This window comes from Micromonospora sp. NBC_01796 (genome assembly GCF_035917455.1).
Lineage (GTDB): Bacteria > Actinomycetota > Actinomycetes > Mycobacteriales > Micromonosporaceae > Micromonospora_G.
This window is the reverse complement of the sequence record NZ_CP109078.1, coordinates 7,816,942-7,833,179: the sequence shown is the minus strand read 5'-3', so window position 1 is coordinate 7,833,179 and position 16,238 is coordinate 7,816,942. Positions and strand designations below refer to the sequence as shown.

16 protein-coding genes are annotated in these 16,238 nt (G+C 71.1%); 8 read left to right on the top strand and 8 right to left on the bottom strand.

Going from position 1 to position 16,238, the window contains the following annotated elements:
• Window positions 1–7: 7 nt before the first annotated feature.
• Complete coding sequence (locus tag OIE47_RS34800) at window positions 8–763, bottom strand: DUF4184 family protein (protein ID WP_326558790.1); 756 nt, start codon at window positions 761–763, stop codon at window positions 8–10.
• 169 nt (window positions 764–932) lie between these two features.
• On the opposite strand from OIE47_RS34800, the gene OIE47_RS34795 reads away from it, so the two are divergent.
• Window positions 933–2,165, top strand: a complete 1,233-nt coding sequence (locus OIE47_RS34795; RefSeq protein WP_326558789.1) for a right-handed parallel beta-helix repeat-containing protein — start codon at window positions 933–935, stop codon at window positions 2,163–2,165.
• Between the two features lie 41 nt (window positions 2,166–2,206).
• Here OIE47_RS34795 and OIE47_RS34790 read toward each other — a convergent pair whose 3' ends face one another.
• Together OIE47_RS34790 and OIE47_RS34785 are read right to left on the bottom strand one after the other, a co-directional pair.
• Window positions 2,207–2,569 carry a YciI family protein gene (locus OIE47_RS34790; RefSeq protein WP_326558788.1) on the bottom strand — a complete coding sequence of 121 codons (363 nt, stop codon included), beginning with the start codon at window positions 2,567–2,569 and terminating at the stop codon, window positions 2,207–2,209.
• 104 nt (window positions 2,570–2,673) lie between these two features.
• The gene (locus OIE47_RS34785; protein WP_326558787.1) at window positions 2,674–3,045 is read right to left on the bottom strand and encodes an Mth938-like domain-containing protein; all 372 of its coding nucleotides are present in this window, start codon (window positions 3,043–3,045) and stop codon (window positions 2,674–2,676) included.
• 95 nt (window positions 3,046–3,140) lie between these two features.
• Between OIE47_RS34785 and OIE47_RS34780 the strand changes: the two genes are divergently transcribed.
• The 3 genes from OIE47_RS34780 (at window position 3,141) to OIE47_RS34770 (ending at window position 5,724) form a co-directional block, all read left to right on the top strand.
• On the top strand, window positions 3,141–3,734 hold the full coding sequence (locus OIE47_RS34780) for a TIGR03086 family metal-binding protein (protein ID WP_326558786.1): 594 nt from the start codon (window positions 3,141–3,143) through the stop codon (window positions 3,732–3,734).
• A gap of 162 nt (window positions 3,735–3,896) precedes the next feature.
• The gene (locus OIE47_RS34775; RefSeq protein ID WP_326558785.1) at window positions 3,897–5,075 is read left to right on the top strand and encodes a hypothetical protein; all 1,179 of its coding nucleotides are present in this window, start codon (window positions 3,897–3,899) and stop codon (window positions 5,073–5,075) included.
• A gap of 100 nt (window positions 5,076–5,175) precedes the next feature.
• Window positions 5,176–5,724: a hypothetical protein gene (locus OIE47_RS34770; RefSeq protein ID WP_326558784.1), complete on the top strand. Its 549-nt coding sequence runs from the start codon at window positions 5,176–5,178 to the stop codon at window positions 5,722–5,724.
• On the opposite strand, the gene OIE47_RS34765 is transcribed toward OIE47_RS34770, so the two are convergent.
• The 5 genes from OIE47_RS34765 to OIE47_RS34745 form a co-directional block, all read right to left on the bottom strand.
• Window positions 5,721–6,329, bottom strand: a complete 609-nt coding sequence (locus OIE47_RS34765) for a histidine phosphatase family protein (RefSeq protein ID WP_326558783.1) — start codon at window positions 6,327–6,329, stop codon at window positions 5,721–5,723. The two genes, OIE47_RS34770 and OIE47_RS34765, sit on opposite strands and share 4 nt — an antisense overlap.
• Before the next feature lie 8 nt (window positions 6,330–6,337).
• Entirely contained in the window at window positions 6,338–7,696 is a 1,359-nt protein-coding gene (locus OIE47_RS34760; protein ID WP_326558782.1) for an FAD-binding oxidoreductase, read from the bottom strand.
• Window positions 7,693–8,907 carry a phosphoglycerate dehydrogenase gene (gene serA / locus OIE47_RS34755; RefSeq protein ID WP_326558781.1) on the bottom strand — a complete coding sequence of 405 codons (1,215 nt, stop codon included), beginning with the start codon at window positions 8,905–8,907 and terminating at the stop codon, window positions 7,693–7,695. The genes OIE47_RS34760 and serA overlap by 4 nt, the downstream gene beginning before the upstream one ends.
• Before the next feature lie 170 nt (window positions 8,908–9,077).
• A complete protein-coding gene (locus OIE47_RS34750; protein ID WP_326558780.1) occupies window positions 9,078–9,521 on the bottom strand; it encodes a GNAT family N-acetyltransferase in 444 nt (147 codons plus the stop codon).
• Between the two features lie 77 nt (window positions 9,522–9,598).
• Entirely contained in the window at window positions 9,599–10,438 is an 840-nt protein-coding gene (locus OIE47_RS34745; RefSeq protein WP_326558779.1) for an NAD(P)H-binding protein, read from the bottom strand.
• 155 nt (window positions 10,439–10,593) lie between these two features.
• Between OIE47_RS34745 and OIE47_RS34740 the strand changes: the two genes are divergently transcribed.
• From OIE47_RS34740 to OIE47_RS34725, 4 genes are all read left to right on the top strand, one after another.
• Entirely contained in the window at window positions 10,594–11,028 is a 435-nt protein-coding gene (locus OIE47_RS34740) for a winged helix-turn-helix transcriptional regulator (protein ID WP_326558778.1), read from the top strand.
• Between the two features lie 137 nt (window positions 11,029–11,165).
• Window positions 11,166–13,001 (top strand): potassium channel protein, encoded by a 1,836-nt coding sequence (locus OIE47_RS34735; protein WP_326558777.1) that lies wholly within the window; start codon window positions 11,166–11,168, stop codon window positions 12,999–13,001.
• 186 nt (window positions 13,002–13,187) lie between these two features.
• Entirely contained in the window at window positions 13,188–14,255 is a 1,068-nt protein-coding gene (locus OIE47_RS34730; protein WP_326558776.1) for a glycosyltransferase family 2 protein, read from the top strand.
• Window positions 14,256–14,258: 3 nt separating this feature from the next.
• Entirely contained in the window at window positions 14,259–16,175 is a 1,917-nt protein-coding gene (locus OIE47_RS34725; protein WP_326558775.1) for a glycosyltransferase, read from the top strand.
• The last annotated feature ends 63 nt before the right edge of the window (window positions 16,176–16,238 follow it).

Here is a 16,238-nt window from a genome sequence, read left to right as displayed (position 1 = left end):
GACCGGGTCACCCGGTCGCCGTACCCCGTTCGGCCGTACGGACCTGTGTCGCCCCGGCACCCGCCAGCAGTGCGATCACGGCGATCAGCATCACCCGTACGGCCTGGTCGTGGAACAACCGGACCGGCTGCATCGGCAGTAGGGCCAGGCCGAGGATGAACACCAGGGCCACGACGGACCAGAACGGAACGGGCCGTGGCGCGATCGACGGCGGCGACCCGTGCCAACGTCGCAGTAGACGTGACCGGCCGATGTGGATGAGCAGTGCCACGCCCACGATGAATCCGAAGACGTCGGAGGCGGTGGACAGGAACTCCCACCAGGGGACGCCCGACCATACCTGGGTGTGGAGGACCGGGAAGGCGACGCGACCCCGGTCGACGCTCGGATGGGTGAACGCGTCCCACCCGATGTGGCTGGCCGCCCCGACGAGCGCCGAGGTCGCGCTGACCCACCACCGATGACGCACCAGGCCGAGTACGCCGTAGTCGCGCAGCGCCAGCAGGTCGCCCGCCGGCAGGTGTGCGGCGACGGTCGGCGCCGCCCAGCGGATCAGCCGGGTGGCGACCAGGGCCAGCGGCAGCGCCCACCACAGCGGGGCGTGCCACGCGTGGCTGTGGATCGTCAGACCGTAACCGTCGGCGGCGAAGGCGACATCGGGGGCGATCGCACCGGTTGTCAGAGCCACCCCGTCGAACCAGCGAGGTCGCCACCGTTTCAGAAGGACAACGACGACGGGATGGGTGGGCAGCGTCAACGGCATGATCAGATCGTATGGAGGCCCGATCGGTCGATGGTGCAGGTCGGGTGCGGGCGCTGTGAAGATGTGGTCCGGCCCGTTGCGGTCGGCTAGACGACTGAGTCACCACTCGATCACTGAGCGTAACTAATCTCTCTCTTCTGGCCCCTCCGAGTTTGCGCAGGTGAGAGAGATGTTCAGTGTTCGAAAGCTGCTCCATACCGGAACGATCCTGTTCCTCGCCGCAGGTCTGACGGTGTCGGCCACGCCTGCGTCGGCCGTGGCGGCCCCGCCCGTACGCTGCGGTGACACCATCACCAGGGACGTGACCCTGCGGGCCGATCTGCGCTGCACCGGCGACGCCCTGGTGATCGGCGCGAACGGCGTCACCGTGGACCTCAACCAGCATGTCATCAGCGGCCCGCGTACCAGCGGTGTCGGTATCACCGCGACCCAGCGAAGTGGACTTCGCATCCGCAACGGCGCGATCATCGACTTCGCGTGGGGGGTCACCCTCGACTCCACCCGTAACACGGTCATCGAGAACGTACGCCTGCTCCGCAACGGTTCCGACTCACCGGGGGACGACGGCGGTGTGCAGGCCGAGTCCGTCTCCGGTCTGCGGATCGACGACGGTGCCATAGAAGCGGTTGCGAGCGGTACGCCGGCAGTGGTGGCGACGAACTCCACCGGGATCGCCATTCGCGGTGTCAGGGTGCACGGCGGGATCGACCTGAGCATCAACACCCACGGATCACTGATCGCCGACAACATCTTCCGGGGCGGCCGCGTCACCGCATCGGAGGCGAACCGTACGGTGGTGCGCGACAACCACCTCACCCAGAGCGGGATTCGGGTCTCCGAGTCCAATGCGGTGACCATCACCGGCAACGACCTCACCGGCGGCACCATCCAGCTCGGCATCGCCGTCGAAGACGTCACCGTCCAGCGCAACCGCCTGCGGGCATCCGAGTTCGGGCTGGTGATCGATGGGCCCGCGCGCAACACGCGGGTGATCGAGAACGAGTTCACCAACCACTTCTACGGAATGTACGTGCGGGTGGGCCTCCTCGCGGTCATCGACGGACTGGCCGTCGCCCGGAACACCTTCACCGACAACGGGGGCAACGGGCTGTTCTTCGAGGCCCCCGCGATCGGAGGGTCGCCGGCCCGGATCAGCGTCACCGGGAACCGGTTCACGGCCAACGGCTACGCCTCCGGTGAGAACGACGCCGCCGGCCGCCCCAACGACGACGGGCTGCACACGAACGTCCCGGTCGGCAGCGACATCGTGGTCACCGGGAACCGTACCCAGAGCAATGCCGACCACGGCATCGAGGCGCTGCCGGTCGGCAGCGTGCGCGACGGCGGCGGCAACGTCTCCACCGGCGACCTGAACGGATGCGTGGGGGTCGTCTGCCGGTGAACGTAGCCGGTGCCCGATGACCCCTGTCCTGACCCGGTCCGTCAGCCACCGGCGGTCGGTGGACCGACGAAACCGTTCGCGACCGGGCGCACCTCGACCCCGCCACCCTGCCGGGTGGCGGGGTTGCGCCGGGCGATCTCCAGGGCGGCGTCCAGATCGGGGGCCTCGATCACGTAGACGCCGGCGATGACCTCCTTGGTGTCGAGGAAGGGACCGTCGGTCACGAGGTCACCGCGGACAGAGGTCGCCGTGGTGCTCGGCTGCAGCGCGAACGCCGCCAGCATGGTGCCGCCGAACCTCTCCACGTCCTCGCCGTGCCGCTGGTGTGCCTCCTGCTCCTCCGGAGTCAGGTCCGAGGCGTCGGCGGGGGCGTCCGCGAACAGCAGGATCGCGTACTGCGCCATGGGATTCTCCAATCGGATATGGTTCGTCCTCACTCCTCCGACGAACGACCGGACCGGAATCGACAGCACCGGTCCCAGGGCGTACGCCCTTCTGTGTGCAGGGCTCAACACGTCGAGTGCAACAGCGCCCCGACCGGGACCGACGCCGCCAGCTCGTTGTACGTGCGCACCGCCGCCCGGGTTTCCAGGACGTGTACGCCGATGCCCCTGCTCCTCAGCAGGTCGAGCGTCTCGTCCGTCACCCCGAGCCGTTCTTCCATCCCGCTGGCGAGGACGACAACCGTTACGCCGTTGTCGATCAGCTCCGCCACGTCGGCCGGTCGGATTCCGGGTGAGTGGCTGGTGCCCGTCTCGGACCAGTCCCACGCGCGACCGCCACCCGGGTAGAGCTTGACGTCCTTGAACGTACCCAGATTTTCGACCTCGATCTCCCCCCACGCGACAGCGACTATCAACGGTGACCTTCGTTCTGCCATAGCGAAACTGTGCCAGACGCGCGGGGCCCTCCCTGTCGTACGGATGTGGTTGTCTGACTCTCGGTAGATACCCATCACGACCAGGGAGATTTTTCATGGCGACGGAGAACGAGCCGATTGTCCTGCTGTCGCGAGCGCTGGACCAGGTCGGCGAGATCCTCGGCCGGGTGCGCGACGACCAGCAGGATCTGCCGACGCCGTGCCGGTCGTGGACGGTGGCGCAGCTCGGCGACCACGTGGTGCATGACCTGCACCAGTTCACCCTGACGGCGACCGGTGGCAAGCCGGACTGGTCCGAAGTGGCCCCGGTGGTGACCCAGGACCGGGGTGCGGTCTTCGGCAAGGGGGCCGCCGAACTGCTCGACGCGTGGCGTGGTGCGGGCGACCTGACCGGGACGATCACACTGCCCGGGATGGGCGAGGTACCGGCCAGCTTTCCGGTCGACCAGCAGATCGCCGAGTTCGCGATGCACGCCTGGGACCTGGCCAGGGCAACCGGTCAGTCGACCGACCTCGACCCGGAGATCGGGCAGCTCGCACTGAGCTGGATCCGAGACGCGCTGCGGCCACAGTTCCGGGGCACCGAGGCGGACGGCGGGGCCTTCGGACCCGAGGTCACGGTGCCCGACGACGCCCCGGTGTACGACCGCCTTGCCGCGTTCGCCGGACGCGACCCGGGCCACGCCTGATCACACCGCGATTCGTCTCGTCAGCGCGGTACCGGACGTGCTGATTGCGATCCCCGGCCAGGACCGGGGCGGTTGGTACGGCCACCGTCTCGCGATTCCGGGGGATCCGGCTCCCTCCGGCGGGGGAGGAATTGACGCATCGGCGCTCCTAGCGTGGCGGGTATGGATGCACAGTGGAGCGCAGCTCACGCCGGTGCCGTTCGTGTCCGTGATGTCGGCTGGCCGGTTGCCGTGGCCGCCTTTGTCTCGCTGCTAGCCGCTGGTGTGGGCGCGTTGTGGAGCGCCCGCCCGTCGAGCTTCCCGTTCGGCTCGGCCGACCGGGTCAAGGTGTCGGTGACGCACCTCATCGAGCATCGGGCGTCCGGTGCGATGCTGCTGGCCGCAGCGGTGGTCGGTCTGCTCGTTGCAGCGGTCGTGGCGCGCGCCGGCTCCCGCGTCGCCGCGGTGCGGGTGGCCGGAATGGTCGCCGTCGCCGAGGCGGTGTTCTTCGCCTTGGTGATGTCGGACGTGTCGCTGATGACCTCGCTGGGCTACGGGATCGCGCTCGTCGGCCCCGTGGTTGTGGTGGCCGCTGTCGTGATCGCCAGCGTGCGTGGGCATCGGGGCGGCTACGTGGCTGCGGCCGCGACTGGGGCTGCGGCGGTCGTCGGTGTGATGACCGGCGTGGTGGAGCCCGGCACCCTGCCCCGCTACGCGGGCAATGTCATCCGCGCTTTTGCCTCGTACAACGTGCGGATCGGGTGGGGACTGGGCATGGCGGCCGTGGCGGCCGGTTGGGGCTGGGTCGCCTACCGGCTGTTACGCCACGCGGCGGCCTTGGGTGGCGGCGACCCGGCCCGGCCGGCGTGGACGGAGCCGGAGAGCGTGCGGCGGTGGGGCAGGGTGGCCACGATCGGCGCCGCGTTGTGTCCATTGCCGTACGCGTTGCTGCGTATGACCTGGCTGACTCCTTGGCCGGTTGACCTGGACCCACGGTTCGACGAATCCGCCGTCCGGGTGCACGGCGCGTCGCTCGGTTTGGCAGCGGTTGTCGGCACGGTGCTGACCTTGGGCCTGATCCGCCGGTGGGGAGAGGTGGTCCCGAGGTGGGCGCCATGGCTCGGTGGCCGTCGCGTGCCGCCGATGGTGGCGGTTGTGCCGGGCGGGTTGGTGGCCACAGCGGCGTGCATGGCGTCGCCGGGGTTCGTACTGAGCAGCGTGGAAAGCGACGGCAATGGCAGCGGCCTCGGTGGGGTTCTGCTGGGCCTGCTGCTGTTCCCGTTCCCGGTGTGGGGCCCTCTGCTGGGCGCTGCCGTGGTGGCGTACTGGTTGCGCCGGCGAGACTCGGACATCCGTACGTAGCCTGTTTCCGGTGAGCAGGTCCGACACGGTCCATGTTCGTGTGTCGTCAGTGACGCCGGGCCGAGGTTCGGTCGTGATCTCACGTCGGCACCGTTGAACCATGCGGGGAATAAAGCTCATGATGGTGCCGGCACTGCTCGTCGGCACGCTCACGGCATGCACACCGGGATCGCAGCCGGTGGCCGCGCTCGCGATGCGCGACGATCGACCACTGGCCATCCTGGTGACCTGCGGCGGTGACTTCGCCCAGATCAGCGTCTACCGGAACGACGAGACCGCGCGGCCGACCCCGACGGGCAGGGTCGACACGCTGGTCGAGTGGAGGGTCAGCGGCGAACCGGCCGGCGAGGTGGTCGAGGCGCCGCTGTTCGGTACGCCCCCGGTCGGGTGGCAGACCGGCGATCCGACCTCCGAACCCCCGGAGGGGCAGTCGGCCCGGACCGTGTCGCTGACCGAGCTGACACCCGGAGTCCGGTACAGCCTGAGCGGGCACAGTGGCCGGGACTCGGCGCCGGTGCACTTCACCACCGATGACCTGGGCCGGATCGGCGCGGACGACGTGCTCGCCCCGGTCAGCCGGCGCGAGTCGGAGATCATGTCGCGGCGGACCTTCGAGCGGAAAGCCGCCGAGAGCTGCGACAACAGCTAGATGTTCAGGTCCGACGGGAATCCGGTCCAGCGCAGTTCGGCCGGCAGGTGGGACATGTCGTTGAAGCGGACCAGGGCCGGCGGGCGATCCGGGCGGTAGAGGATCGTGGTCAGGGCGCAGTTGCTCTGGTTGAGTCCGAGCCAGCGGTGGTCGGGGGCGTCGAGGGCGTGCCGGATGAACCACCCGATCAGGAAGTTGTGCGTCACGATCAGCTCGTGCGTGTCCGACCCGGCTGGCTCGGACACGGCGGGCAGCGCGTACCGCTCGATCGCGGCTGCCGCGAGGCGGGCACCGTCGGTGTACTCGGTCGGGGTGACGCCGTCGAGGAAACGGGTGTAGACCTCGGGCAGCGCGTCCGGGTCGGGGACCGGCGGGATGTAGTCGCCGAGCACGTCCTCGGCGCACAACGGTACGTCCGGAAGGGACTCACCGATCAACTCGGCGGTGTGGACCGCGCGGGGGAGTGGGCTGTGGTGGATGGCGGTTAGCGGCACGTTCGCCAACCGCCGTCCCAACAACCTGGCCTGCTGCTGCCCGGCCTCGGTGAGCCGGCCCTCGTCGATCGCCTCGCCGTGCCGGGCCAGGTGCAGGAACCGGTTCGCCACGGTCTGCGCTACTTCGAGAGCAGGACGCCGGGGTTGAGCAGACCGGCCGGATCCAGGGCGGACTTGATCCGGCGCAGGACGTCGATCTCCTCGGGAGAGCGGGACAGCGACAGCCACTCGGCCTTCGCCCGACCGACACCGTGTTCAGAGCTGATGCTGCCGCGCCGGGCCGCGACCTGCCGGAGCACCGCGTCCGTCACCTGCTCGGCCAGGTCACCCGCGCCCAGCACGTTGACGTGCAGGTTGCCCTCACCGAGGTGACCGAAGAGGATCGTGCGGGCACCCGGCGCGACCGCTTCGACCGTCTCCGGCAGGACCGCGACCAACCCGGCCAACTCGCGCAGGGGTACGCAGATGTCGAGCTTGGTCGGCACACCCGCCGTGTTGATCGCCTCGGTGTGCGTCTCCCGGTACGCCCACAGCCGCGCCCGACCGGCCGCGTCCGAGGCCACCGTGGCATCCTCGACGGCCGCGCAGTCGCCGAGCATGTCCAGCAACTCGTCGGTCGGATCGGCGTGCCCGGCACACTCCAGCAGCACGTACGCCGCATAGTCGGTGTCGAACGGGGCGGGCAGGCGGCCATAGGACCGGACCAGGTCCATGCCCTCGGGAAAGCAGATCTCGGCCGCGGCGAGGGTCGAGAGGCGACCGCGGGCGGCGGCGAGCAGGGTGAGCGCGGCGTCGGTGCCGTCGACGGCGACCAGGGCCACCGCCCGGGCGGGCAGCAGCGGGACCAGGCGCAGGCGTACCCGGGTGATGATCGCCAGGGTGCCCTCGCTGCCGGCGAGCAACTGGGTCAGGTCGTACCCGGTGTTGTCCTTGGCCAGGCCGGCGAGCCTGGTGATCACCGTGCCGTCGGGGAGTACCGCCTCCAGGCCGGTGAGCTGGTCGCGCATGCTGCCGTAGCGCAGCACCCGGATGCCACCGGCGTTGGTCGCGACCATGCCGCCGATGGTCGCCGACGAGCGGGCGGCCAGATCGACGCCGACGTCCAGTCCGGCCGGGCGGGCGTGCGCCTGGAGCTTCTCCAGGGTGACGCCGGCACCGACGGTGACCTGGCCCTCGATGTCGTCGACCGGTTCCAGCCCGGTCAACCGGGTCAGGCTGACCAGCACCTCGCCGCCGCCGGGCACGCCGCCGCCGACCAGGCCGGTGTTACCGCCCTGGACCACGATCGGCACACCCGCCGCCGAGCAGGTCCGGACCACGGCGGCCACCTGCGCGGTGTCCGCCGGGCGGACCACACAACGCGCGGTCCCGGAGAACCGGCGGGTCCAGTCCGTCTCGTACGCGTCGCGCAGGTCCGGGTCGACCAGCAGGTGCGCCGGCCCGACGATGGCCCTCAGGTCCTCTTCGAGGTCGCTCACGACAGTTCCCGCAGCCGGATCGTCTGGCTCATCGCCCGCAACTGCAGCACGACGTCCTCGGTGTAACCGGCGCCGAGGTCGGTGAGCAGGTAGCCGTACTCGCCCCGGGTGCCGAGCAGCTGGCCCTCGATGTTCACCGCGTGCTCGGCCAGGATGCTGTTCACCTGGGCGAGCACACCCGGCATGTTGTGGTGCGTGTGGGCGATCCGGTGGGTCCCGGTTGCCGCCGGGAGCTGGATAGCGGGCAGGTTCACGCTCAGCGTGGTGTTGCCCTCGCTGACGAACTGGGCCAGCTTGTTGGCCACGAACCCGCCGATGTCGGCCTGCGCCTCCTCGGTCGACCCGCCGATGTGCGGGGTGAGGATCACGTTCGGCAGGCCGCGCAGCTCCGAGGTGAACTCGTCGCCCCGACCCTTGGGCTCGTGCGGGAACACGTCGATGCCGGCGCCGGCCAGGTGCCCGCTGACCAGGTGGTCGCGCAGGGCGGCGTAGTCGATGACAAAGCCCCGGGACAGGTTCAGGAAGAGGCTGCGGGGGCGCATCCGGGCGAACTGTTCCTCGCCGAAGAAGCCGCTGTTGCCCGGCCGGCCGTCCACGTGCAGGGTGACCGTCTCGGCCACCTCCAGCAGCTCGTTCAGGCTGTCGCAGCGCTTGGCGTTGCCGAGGGCGAGCTTGTCGGCGGTGTCGTAGAAGTAGACCTGCATGCCGAGGTTCTCGGCGAGCACCGACAACTGGGCGCCGATGTTGCCGTACCCGACGATGCCCAGCGTCCGGCCGCGGACCTCGTGGCTGCCGTTGGCCGCCTTGTCCCAGACCCCGGCGTGCATGCCGGCGTTCTTCTCGGGCAGCCGCCGGGCCAGCATGATGATCTCGGCCAGGGCCAGCTCGACCACGCTGCGGGTGTTGGAGAACGGGGCGTTGAACGCCGCGATGCCGGCCGCGGAGGCGGCGGCCAGGTCGATCTGGTCGGTGCCGATGCAGAACGCCCCGACGCCGACGAGCTGCGGCGCGGCGGCCAGCACCCGGGCGGTGACCTGCGTCTTGGAGCGGATGCCGAGCAGGTGCACGCCCTCGATCCGGGCGATCAGCTCGTCCTCGTCCAGCGCGTTGCGCAGCGACTCGACGAGAAATCCCTCCGACTCCAGCCGGGTGACCGCGTCGGGGTGAATGTTCTCCAGCAGCAGGACGCGTGTCTTGGCCTGGTCGATCATGATCTTTGTTCCGTCCGTTGCGGTCCGTTGCGTTGATCAGCGGCGAGCGCGCCATAGAGCCCGACCAGAGGCCAAGGTTAGTCCAGCGTCGAGTTGCTCCGACGGGTCGTCCGCTCCGTCCCGACCCTTGGATCCCCGGTGTCCCGTTCACGCCCCCGCAACCGGCCGTTTCAGTCCAGGTATCGGCGGAAACCCGCGGCGATCTGCCGGAACCCGCACGACTCGTAGAAGACGTGCGCCTCGTCCCGGCTCAGCCGCGAGAGCAACTGGATCTTGTAACAGTTGACCAACCGGGCCCGGTCGACCGCCGCCGCGAGCAACTCCCGGCCGACCCCCAGACGGCGTACGGACGCGGCCACCACGACGTTCTCCACCAGCATGAACGCCCGCCCGCCCCGGGTCAGGTTCGGCAGCACCGTGCAGTCGAGCGTGCCGGCGGGCGCCCCGTCCACCTCGGCGAGCAGGACCGTACGCCCGAACTGTGCGGTGATCTCCCGCCAGATCGACCCGGCCCGATCGGGCGGGAGCGGGGTGTCGTTCGGATGCAGTTCCCCGTACAGGGCCAGCAGTGCCGGCAGATCCGCCTGCACGGCCTCCCGAATGGTGATCGCCATGCGCCCACTCTTGCACCGGACGAGCGGTCGTCGGGTACCCGTCCGGTGCGGGAGCGTCTTCGGGAAGGGCGGGTGGGTCAGCGGAACGCGTCGATGTTGCGGGCGGCCCAGTCGGCGAAGGTGCGGGGCTTTCGGGCGAGGACCTGCTCGACGGCCGGGCTGACCTGCTGCTCGGCGGGCGTGGGCTCGCCGAGGATGGCGAGGGTCCCGTCCACGACCGGCTCGGGCATGAACCGCAGCATCTGGGCCCGCGCCTCGTCCCGGCTCTGTTCGACGAACCGTACGGGCGTACCGAGCGCGTCACCGATCGCCCGAGCCCGCTCGCGGGACGAGACCGGTGCCGGCCCGGTCAGCTCGTACGTCCGACCGGTGTGGCCGCGGTCGCGCAGCACCACGGCCGCGACCTCGGCGATGTCGACGGGGTCGATGGTCGGCAGCCCCACGTCGCCGAACGGGGCGGCTACCGTCCGCCGGTCCCGGATCCCGTCGGCCCAGGCGAAGGCGTTGGAGTCGAAGCCGCCCGGTCGCAGGATGGTCCAGTCCAGCCCCGACTGCCGCAGCGCGTCCTCGATCCGCAGCAGCGGTGCATGGGACACGGACGCCGGTCGGGTGCCGGCGGCCTGGGAGGACTGCAGGACCACGCGACGCACCCCGCCCGCCTTCGCGACGTCGAGGATCTTGTACGGGTCGAGGTGCGCCCCGGCGCCGGAGACGAGGAGGTACAGCGCGTCGGCCCCGTCCAGCACCGGTCGGAGGGTCTCCGGTTCGGCCAGGTCGGCCGCTCGGTGACGTACCCCCGGGGGTGTTGCCGGATCGGCCGTGCCCCGCGAGACTGCCGTCACCTGCTCACCGGCCGCGCTCAGTGCCGCTACGAGTGGTCGGCCGACGTTTCCGGTCGCTCCCGCTACCACGATCATGAACAGCTCCCAGTCTTCCCCGTTCGGGTGCCGACACCACCGGTGGGCGGCGCCGGATCAGCGGCGAAGACCCAGGTCATCGCCGTGACCCAGCGAAGCTAACAGCCTCGGTATAGTAGGTACCTACAGGAAAGTGACTACCCTGGGGGAATCCAATGAGTGGCTCCGGCGACGCACGGCCCGGCATGGGCGGCGACGTCACCCGCCCGAACGCGGCGAGCGATCCCGAGCTGGCCTGCCCGATCGGGCCCGTGGTCGACATCGTCTTCAGTCGCTGGACCACGCCGATCCTCTGGACCCTCAACGAGCACGGCCGGCAGCGGTTCGTGGAGCTGGAACGCCGGATCGCCACCATCACCCCGAAGGTCCTCACCCAGCGGCTGCGGCAACTGGAACGCGACGGTCTCGTGGTGCGGACGTACCACCCGGAGATTCCGCCCCGGGTGGAGTACGAGATCAGCGAACTCGGGCGCAGCCTGGCCCCCCTGTTCCACACCCTCGCCCAGTGGTCCGACGCGAACCTGGGCCGGGTCGAGCAGGCCCGGACCGCCTACGACGGCACGGATCGGCTCCCCGCCCGCAGATCCTGAGCGGAGCACGGGCGGCGCTGAACACCTCTCACCCGGCTGATGACCGGGGCCCGAACTCGAAATGACACTCCGGATCGGCACGATCCTCGGTGGACGGACCGACCGGACCTCGTGCCCGGCCTGCCTATCATCGACCCGTGTCCGGTGACCCGCCGCCCGCAGTGGAGCCGTCCGGGACCGGCGCGCCCCCGGAGCCGGCCGGGCCCGCGCGGGCCGGACACTTCGTGGTCTGGGGCGACAATCCGCTCGCCCGCCGACTGGTCGCCGAGCTGATGGACACCTACCACGCGCCGGTCACCGTGATCCTCGGATCCATGTCCGCCGGCCAGGCGCCGGACATCGCCGGGCTCCGCCCGGAGAACGGCGACCCGGCGCTGCGCCCGGTGGTTGTCGTCGCGCCCCGGCTCAGCCAGGAGGTGCTCCGGCACGCCGGGGTGGAGCATGCCGCCGCACTCGCGCTGGTCGGACGGGACGACATCGAGAACGTCGACGCGGCGATGATGGCCCGCGAGGTCAGCCCGACCGTCCGGATCGTGGTCCGGATCTTCAACCCGGTGCTCGGTGAGGGCGTCGCGGCGATGCTCGGCGACTGCGAGGTGCTGTCCGGGTCGGAGATCGCCGCGCCGGCCTTCGTCGCCGCCGCGCTCGGCGACGACACCCCACGGTACGTGCGGCTGCCCGACGAGTTGCTGATGGCGGTGAACCGGGACCGGGTCGCCGATCCGGACGACATCCTCTGCGGGCTGGCGGTCACCGGCGGGCAGGCCGGACCGGTGACCCTGCCGGAGCGGGACGGCGACGCGGACCTCGTACTCGCGCGGGTCACCGGTCCCCGACCTCGGCCGGTCAAGCGGCGTCGGCGGCGCCCGCTGCGGACCACCAGGCTGCTGCTCGACCGCAAGCTGCGACTCGCCCTCGGCTCGGTGGCCGGGCTGCTGCTCGTCGGGACAGGCACCCTCACCGTGCTGCGCGACCTGAGTTTCTGGCAGGCCGCCTACCTGACCGCCGTCACCGCCCTCGGTGGGGCCGACGCCGACCTCACCGGGTCGGCCGGGGAGCAGGTCGTCCAGCTCGTCCTCGTCCTCGCCGGGGTGGCACTGATCCCGACCGTCACCGTGCTGCTGGTCGGGCTGGTGGTGAACGTCCGGCTGGCGCTCGCGGCCGGCGTACTCACCGAGCCGATCTCCGGTCACGTGGTGGTGGTCGGGCTGGGCAACATCGGTACCAGGGTGGTCGAGGAGTTGCACGCCCTCGGGATCGGTGTGGTCGCCATCGACCGGACCGCCGACGCCCGAGGCGTGCAGGTCGCACGGGACCTCGACATCCCGGTGCTGATCCGGAACGCGAACAGCGCCGAGACGCTGCGGGCGGCGTCGGTGCAGACCTGCCGGGCGCTGGTGGTGCTCTGCGCCGACGACGTGACGAACCTGGAGACCGCGCTGCTGGCGCGCTCCGTACACCGGGCGGACCAGGACCGGGGCGGACCGGTGGCGGACCCGCGACCGCCGCTGCGGGTGGTGCTGCGGCTGTTCGACGAGGAGTTCGCCGGTCGGATCCGGCGGTCGTTCGGGATCAACATCTCGCGCAGCGTCTCCTACCTGGCCGCGCCGGCCTTCGCCGCGGCGTTGCTCGGCCGCGAGGTGATCGACACGGTCTCGGTCGGGCGGCGGGTTCTGCTGGTCGCCGAGATACCGGTCGGCGCCGGGTCGGCGCTCGAGGGCGAGTTCTGCCCCGAGGTCAGCCGGCCGCACGAGGTACGGCTGATCGCGGTCCGGACCGGACGGGTCGGGCAGACCCTCTGGTCGCTGCCGGACCGACGACCGCTGGTCCGCACCGACCGCCTGCTGGTGGTCGCCACCAGGGCCGGGCTGGCGGCACTGCTCACCCGGACCGCCGCCTCGGCCAACCCGCCCCCGCTGGTCGAGCCGAAACCACTGCCGCTGCTCGCCCGGCGCCCGGACCGACCGGCCTGAGCGGGAGATCCGGCGACCGACCGGCCCGAGCGGACACTGGCCGGAATGACCCGGATTCCGGCAAGCCGGGTTCACCGGCCGGTCAGCCGTCGTTACCTGGTCACCCCGCGTTAACGTACTGTCCGCTGCCGCGCCTTCCGGCTACCTGAGGCTGGGTCCGCCCCATGCACCCGGAGGTGGACAGCGGTGGCCCTGCTCAGCTTGATCGTTCCGGTGTACCGGGTCGAGGAGTACCTCGCGGAGTGCCTCGACTCCCTGCTCGACCAGTCGTTCACCGACTTCGAGGTGATCGCGGTCGACGACGCCTCACCGGACGGCTCCGCCGAGATCCTCGCCCGCTACGCGGCCCTGGACAGCCGGATCAGGGTGGTCACCCTGCCCCGCAACGTCGGACTCGGCGCGGCCCGCAACACCGGCCTGCGGCAGGCCACCGGCACCTACGTCTGGTGCGTGGACAGCGACGACTGGCTGCCGCCGGGCACCCTGCAGGCGGTCGCCGACCGGCTCGCCCGGACCACACCCGACCTCCTCGTCACCGGGTACGCCCGGGTCTACTGGGACGGCCGGGTCGAGGACCATCCGGTGACCGCCGTGCACGGCGGGCGACCGGTGCCGGAGACCTTCACCTTCGCCGAGGTTCCGGGCCTGCTCAACCACCTCTGGATCGCCTGCAACAAGGTCATCCGGCGGGAGTTCCTGGTACGGACCGGCATCACCTTCGGCCCCGGCTGGTACGAGGACGTCGCGTTCATCCTGCCGCTGATGCTCGCCTCGGAACGGATCAGCCTGCTCGACCGGGACTGTTACGCGTACCGGCAGCGGCAGCAGGGGGCGATCACGCGTACGGTGAGCGACCGTCACCTCGAGGTGTTCGACCAGTGGGACCGGGTCTTCGAGTACATGGACTCCCGCCCCGGCGACTTCACCACCCTGCGCCCGGTGATCTTCCAGCGGATGATCTGGCACTGCCTCCAGGTCCTCGGACACGCGAGCCGGGTGCCCGGAAAAATGCGCCGTACGTTCTTCGCCCGGATCACCGCGCAGTACCGCCGGCACCTGCCTGCGGGCGGTGCACCGGTGGCGGCCGGCAACGACGGGTTGAAGCAGCGCCTGGTCGCGATCGGCGCGTACCAACTGTTCGAGCTGCTCATGACGGCGTGGCAGGTACGGCAACGGTTGACCGGACGGCGCCCGCAGGCGGGTTCTCCCGCGCCGCGTAGAGTGGTTCGACGGTCACCGATCAAAACAGGATGAGGCATGCCGAAAGCCACAACTGAGTCGCGGGGCGCCAACGCAGGCGGTACGTGGAGACTGGTCAACGGTCCACCGCCGGTGCTCAGCGAGCGGTTGGGCCGCCTCGTCGGCCTGCGGACGCTGAGGATCCCCGGCTCCCGTGGGGTGCTGGTCCTCGCCGGGACGCTGGACCGGTTGCGCGATCTCCTGACCGAGTACCCCGAGACGCTGACCCCGACCAGCCGAGCCCGGATCGTCGTCGCCTACTGGCGTTCGCCGCGCAGCGGCTGGTCCGGCCGGATCGGCCCGCTGGACCACCTGGTCCGGCAGCGGGTGGCCCTGCCCCGGCTGGGACGCGGCCCCGCCACCGTCCGGGTCCGGCTGCGCAGACCCGTCCCGCTGCGCGACATCGTGCGCGCCTCGGTGGAGGCGTTCGGCCCGGCCCGACCGCTGCCCGCACCGGTGAGCGCGAGCCTGACCAGCCAGGGCGGGCTGCCGGCGTACCTGCCGGGGCAGCTCGGCGCGGCCGTGGTGGCCGGCGAGTTGCCGCTGAGCACCGACATCCGGGCACATGACGTGGTGCTGCGCGACCCGAGGGTGGCGCAGCCGGGCGAGCCGGCCGAGGACCACCCGTACGCGGTGGCGGTGCCGGCCGGTCGGCACGACGTACAGGGCCCCGACGGCGGGACGGTGGTCCTGGTGGACGCCCGCCGGATCAACCCGAGGGGGCGGCGGGCCAGCTCCTATCAGCCCGAGGCGGCAACCCTGCGGCTCGAACTGGAAGCGCGGGGGCGGGCCCGACGGGCGCGCAGCGAGGCCGACCGGCACCCGCTGGGCGGCGCCGGCCTGGACGCGGCGACCCTGGCCGCCCTGCGACTGGTCAAGGGGGTGGACTGCCCGCCGTTGACCGACGAGCGGCCGGTCGACACCGCCGCGCTGCTGGTCCAGTTGGCGATGACGGGGGCGCTGCTGCGCGTACCGGAGTTGCCGCCACGGGTCGCCGGGCTGATCCAGCCCGAGCTGCGGGAGCTGCTGACCACGCCACTGCCGACCGGTGACCCGCTGGCCCTGGAGTCGCGCAGCGTACGGCAGCGCCGGGCCGCCATGCGCGGTCACGCCGCCGGTTTCGCACTGCCCCGGGTGACCGCCGACGCCCTGCCCGAGTTGCGGCGCCCGCCGTCGGTCAGCGCGATCCTGGCCACCCGCCGGGCGGAGATGCTGGCCGGTGCGGTCAAGGCGATCATCGACCAGACCTATCCCGAGCTGGAGCTCATCCTCTGCCTGCACGGCATCGAACTGCCGGCCGAGGTGGCGACCATGCTCGCCGAGTCCGGCCGCCCGTACGAGATCGTGCCGGTGCCCGGCAGCACCGGGTTCGGTGCGGCGCTCGGCGAGGCGACCCGGCGGGCTCGGGGCAGCCTGGTGACCAAGTTCGACGACGACGACAGCTACGGCATCGAGCACGTCTGGGACCTGGTGCTGGCCCGGCACTACTCCGGGGCCACGCTGGTCGGCAAGGGCACCGAGTTCGTCTTCCTGGAGACCCTCGGCGTCACCGTACGGCGTCCGTCCGGGGTGCCGGAGTCCACCGGGGAGATGGTGGCCGGCGGGACCATGCTGCTGGCCAGGGGTGATCTCGAAGCCGTCGGCGGCTGGCGGCCGGTGCCGAGGTCGGTCGACTACGGGGTGATCGAGCGGCTCCGGCGCGACGGCGCGGTGATCTACCGGACCCACCCGTTCGGGTACGTCTACCACCGGCGCGAGTCCGGCCACACCTGGGATCCGGGGCAGCAGTACTTCCTCGACACCGCGTTCGCCCGCTGGCCGGGGATCCCGGTCGAGGCGTTCGCCGACCCGGAACCGGCGGGGGCCGAGGCGGCGTCCGGTGCACCGCAGGGGGAGTCCGCCCCGAGCACCGACACCGTCCACACCGGAGCCTGACGGTCGCCACCCGCTGAAACACGGCATCGGCCAACGGTGGCAGGGTGTGCCACCGTTGGCCGA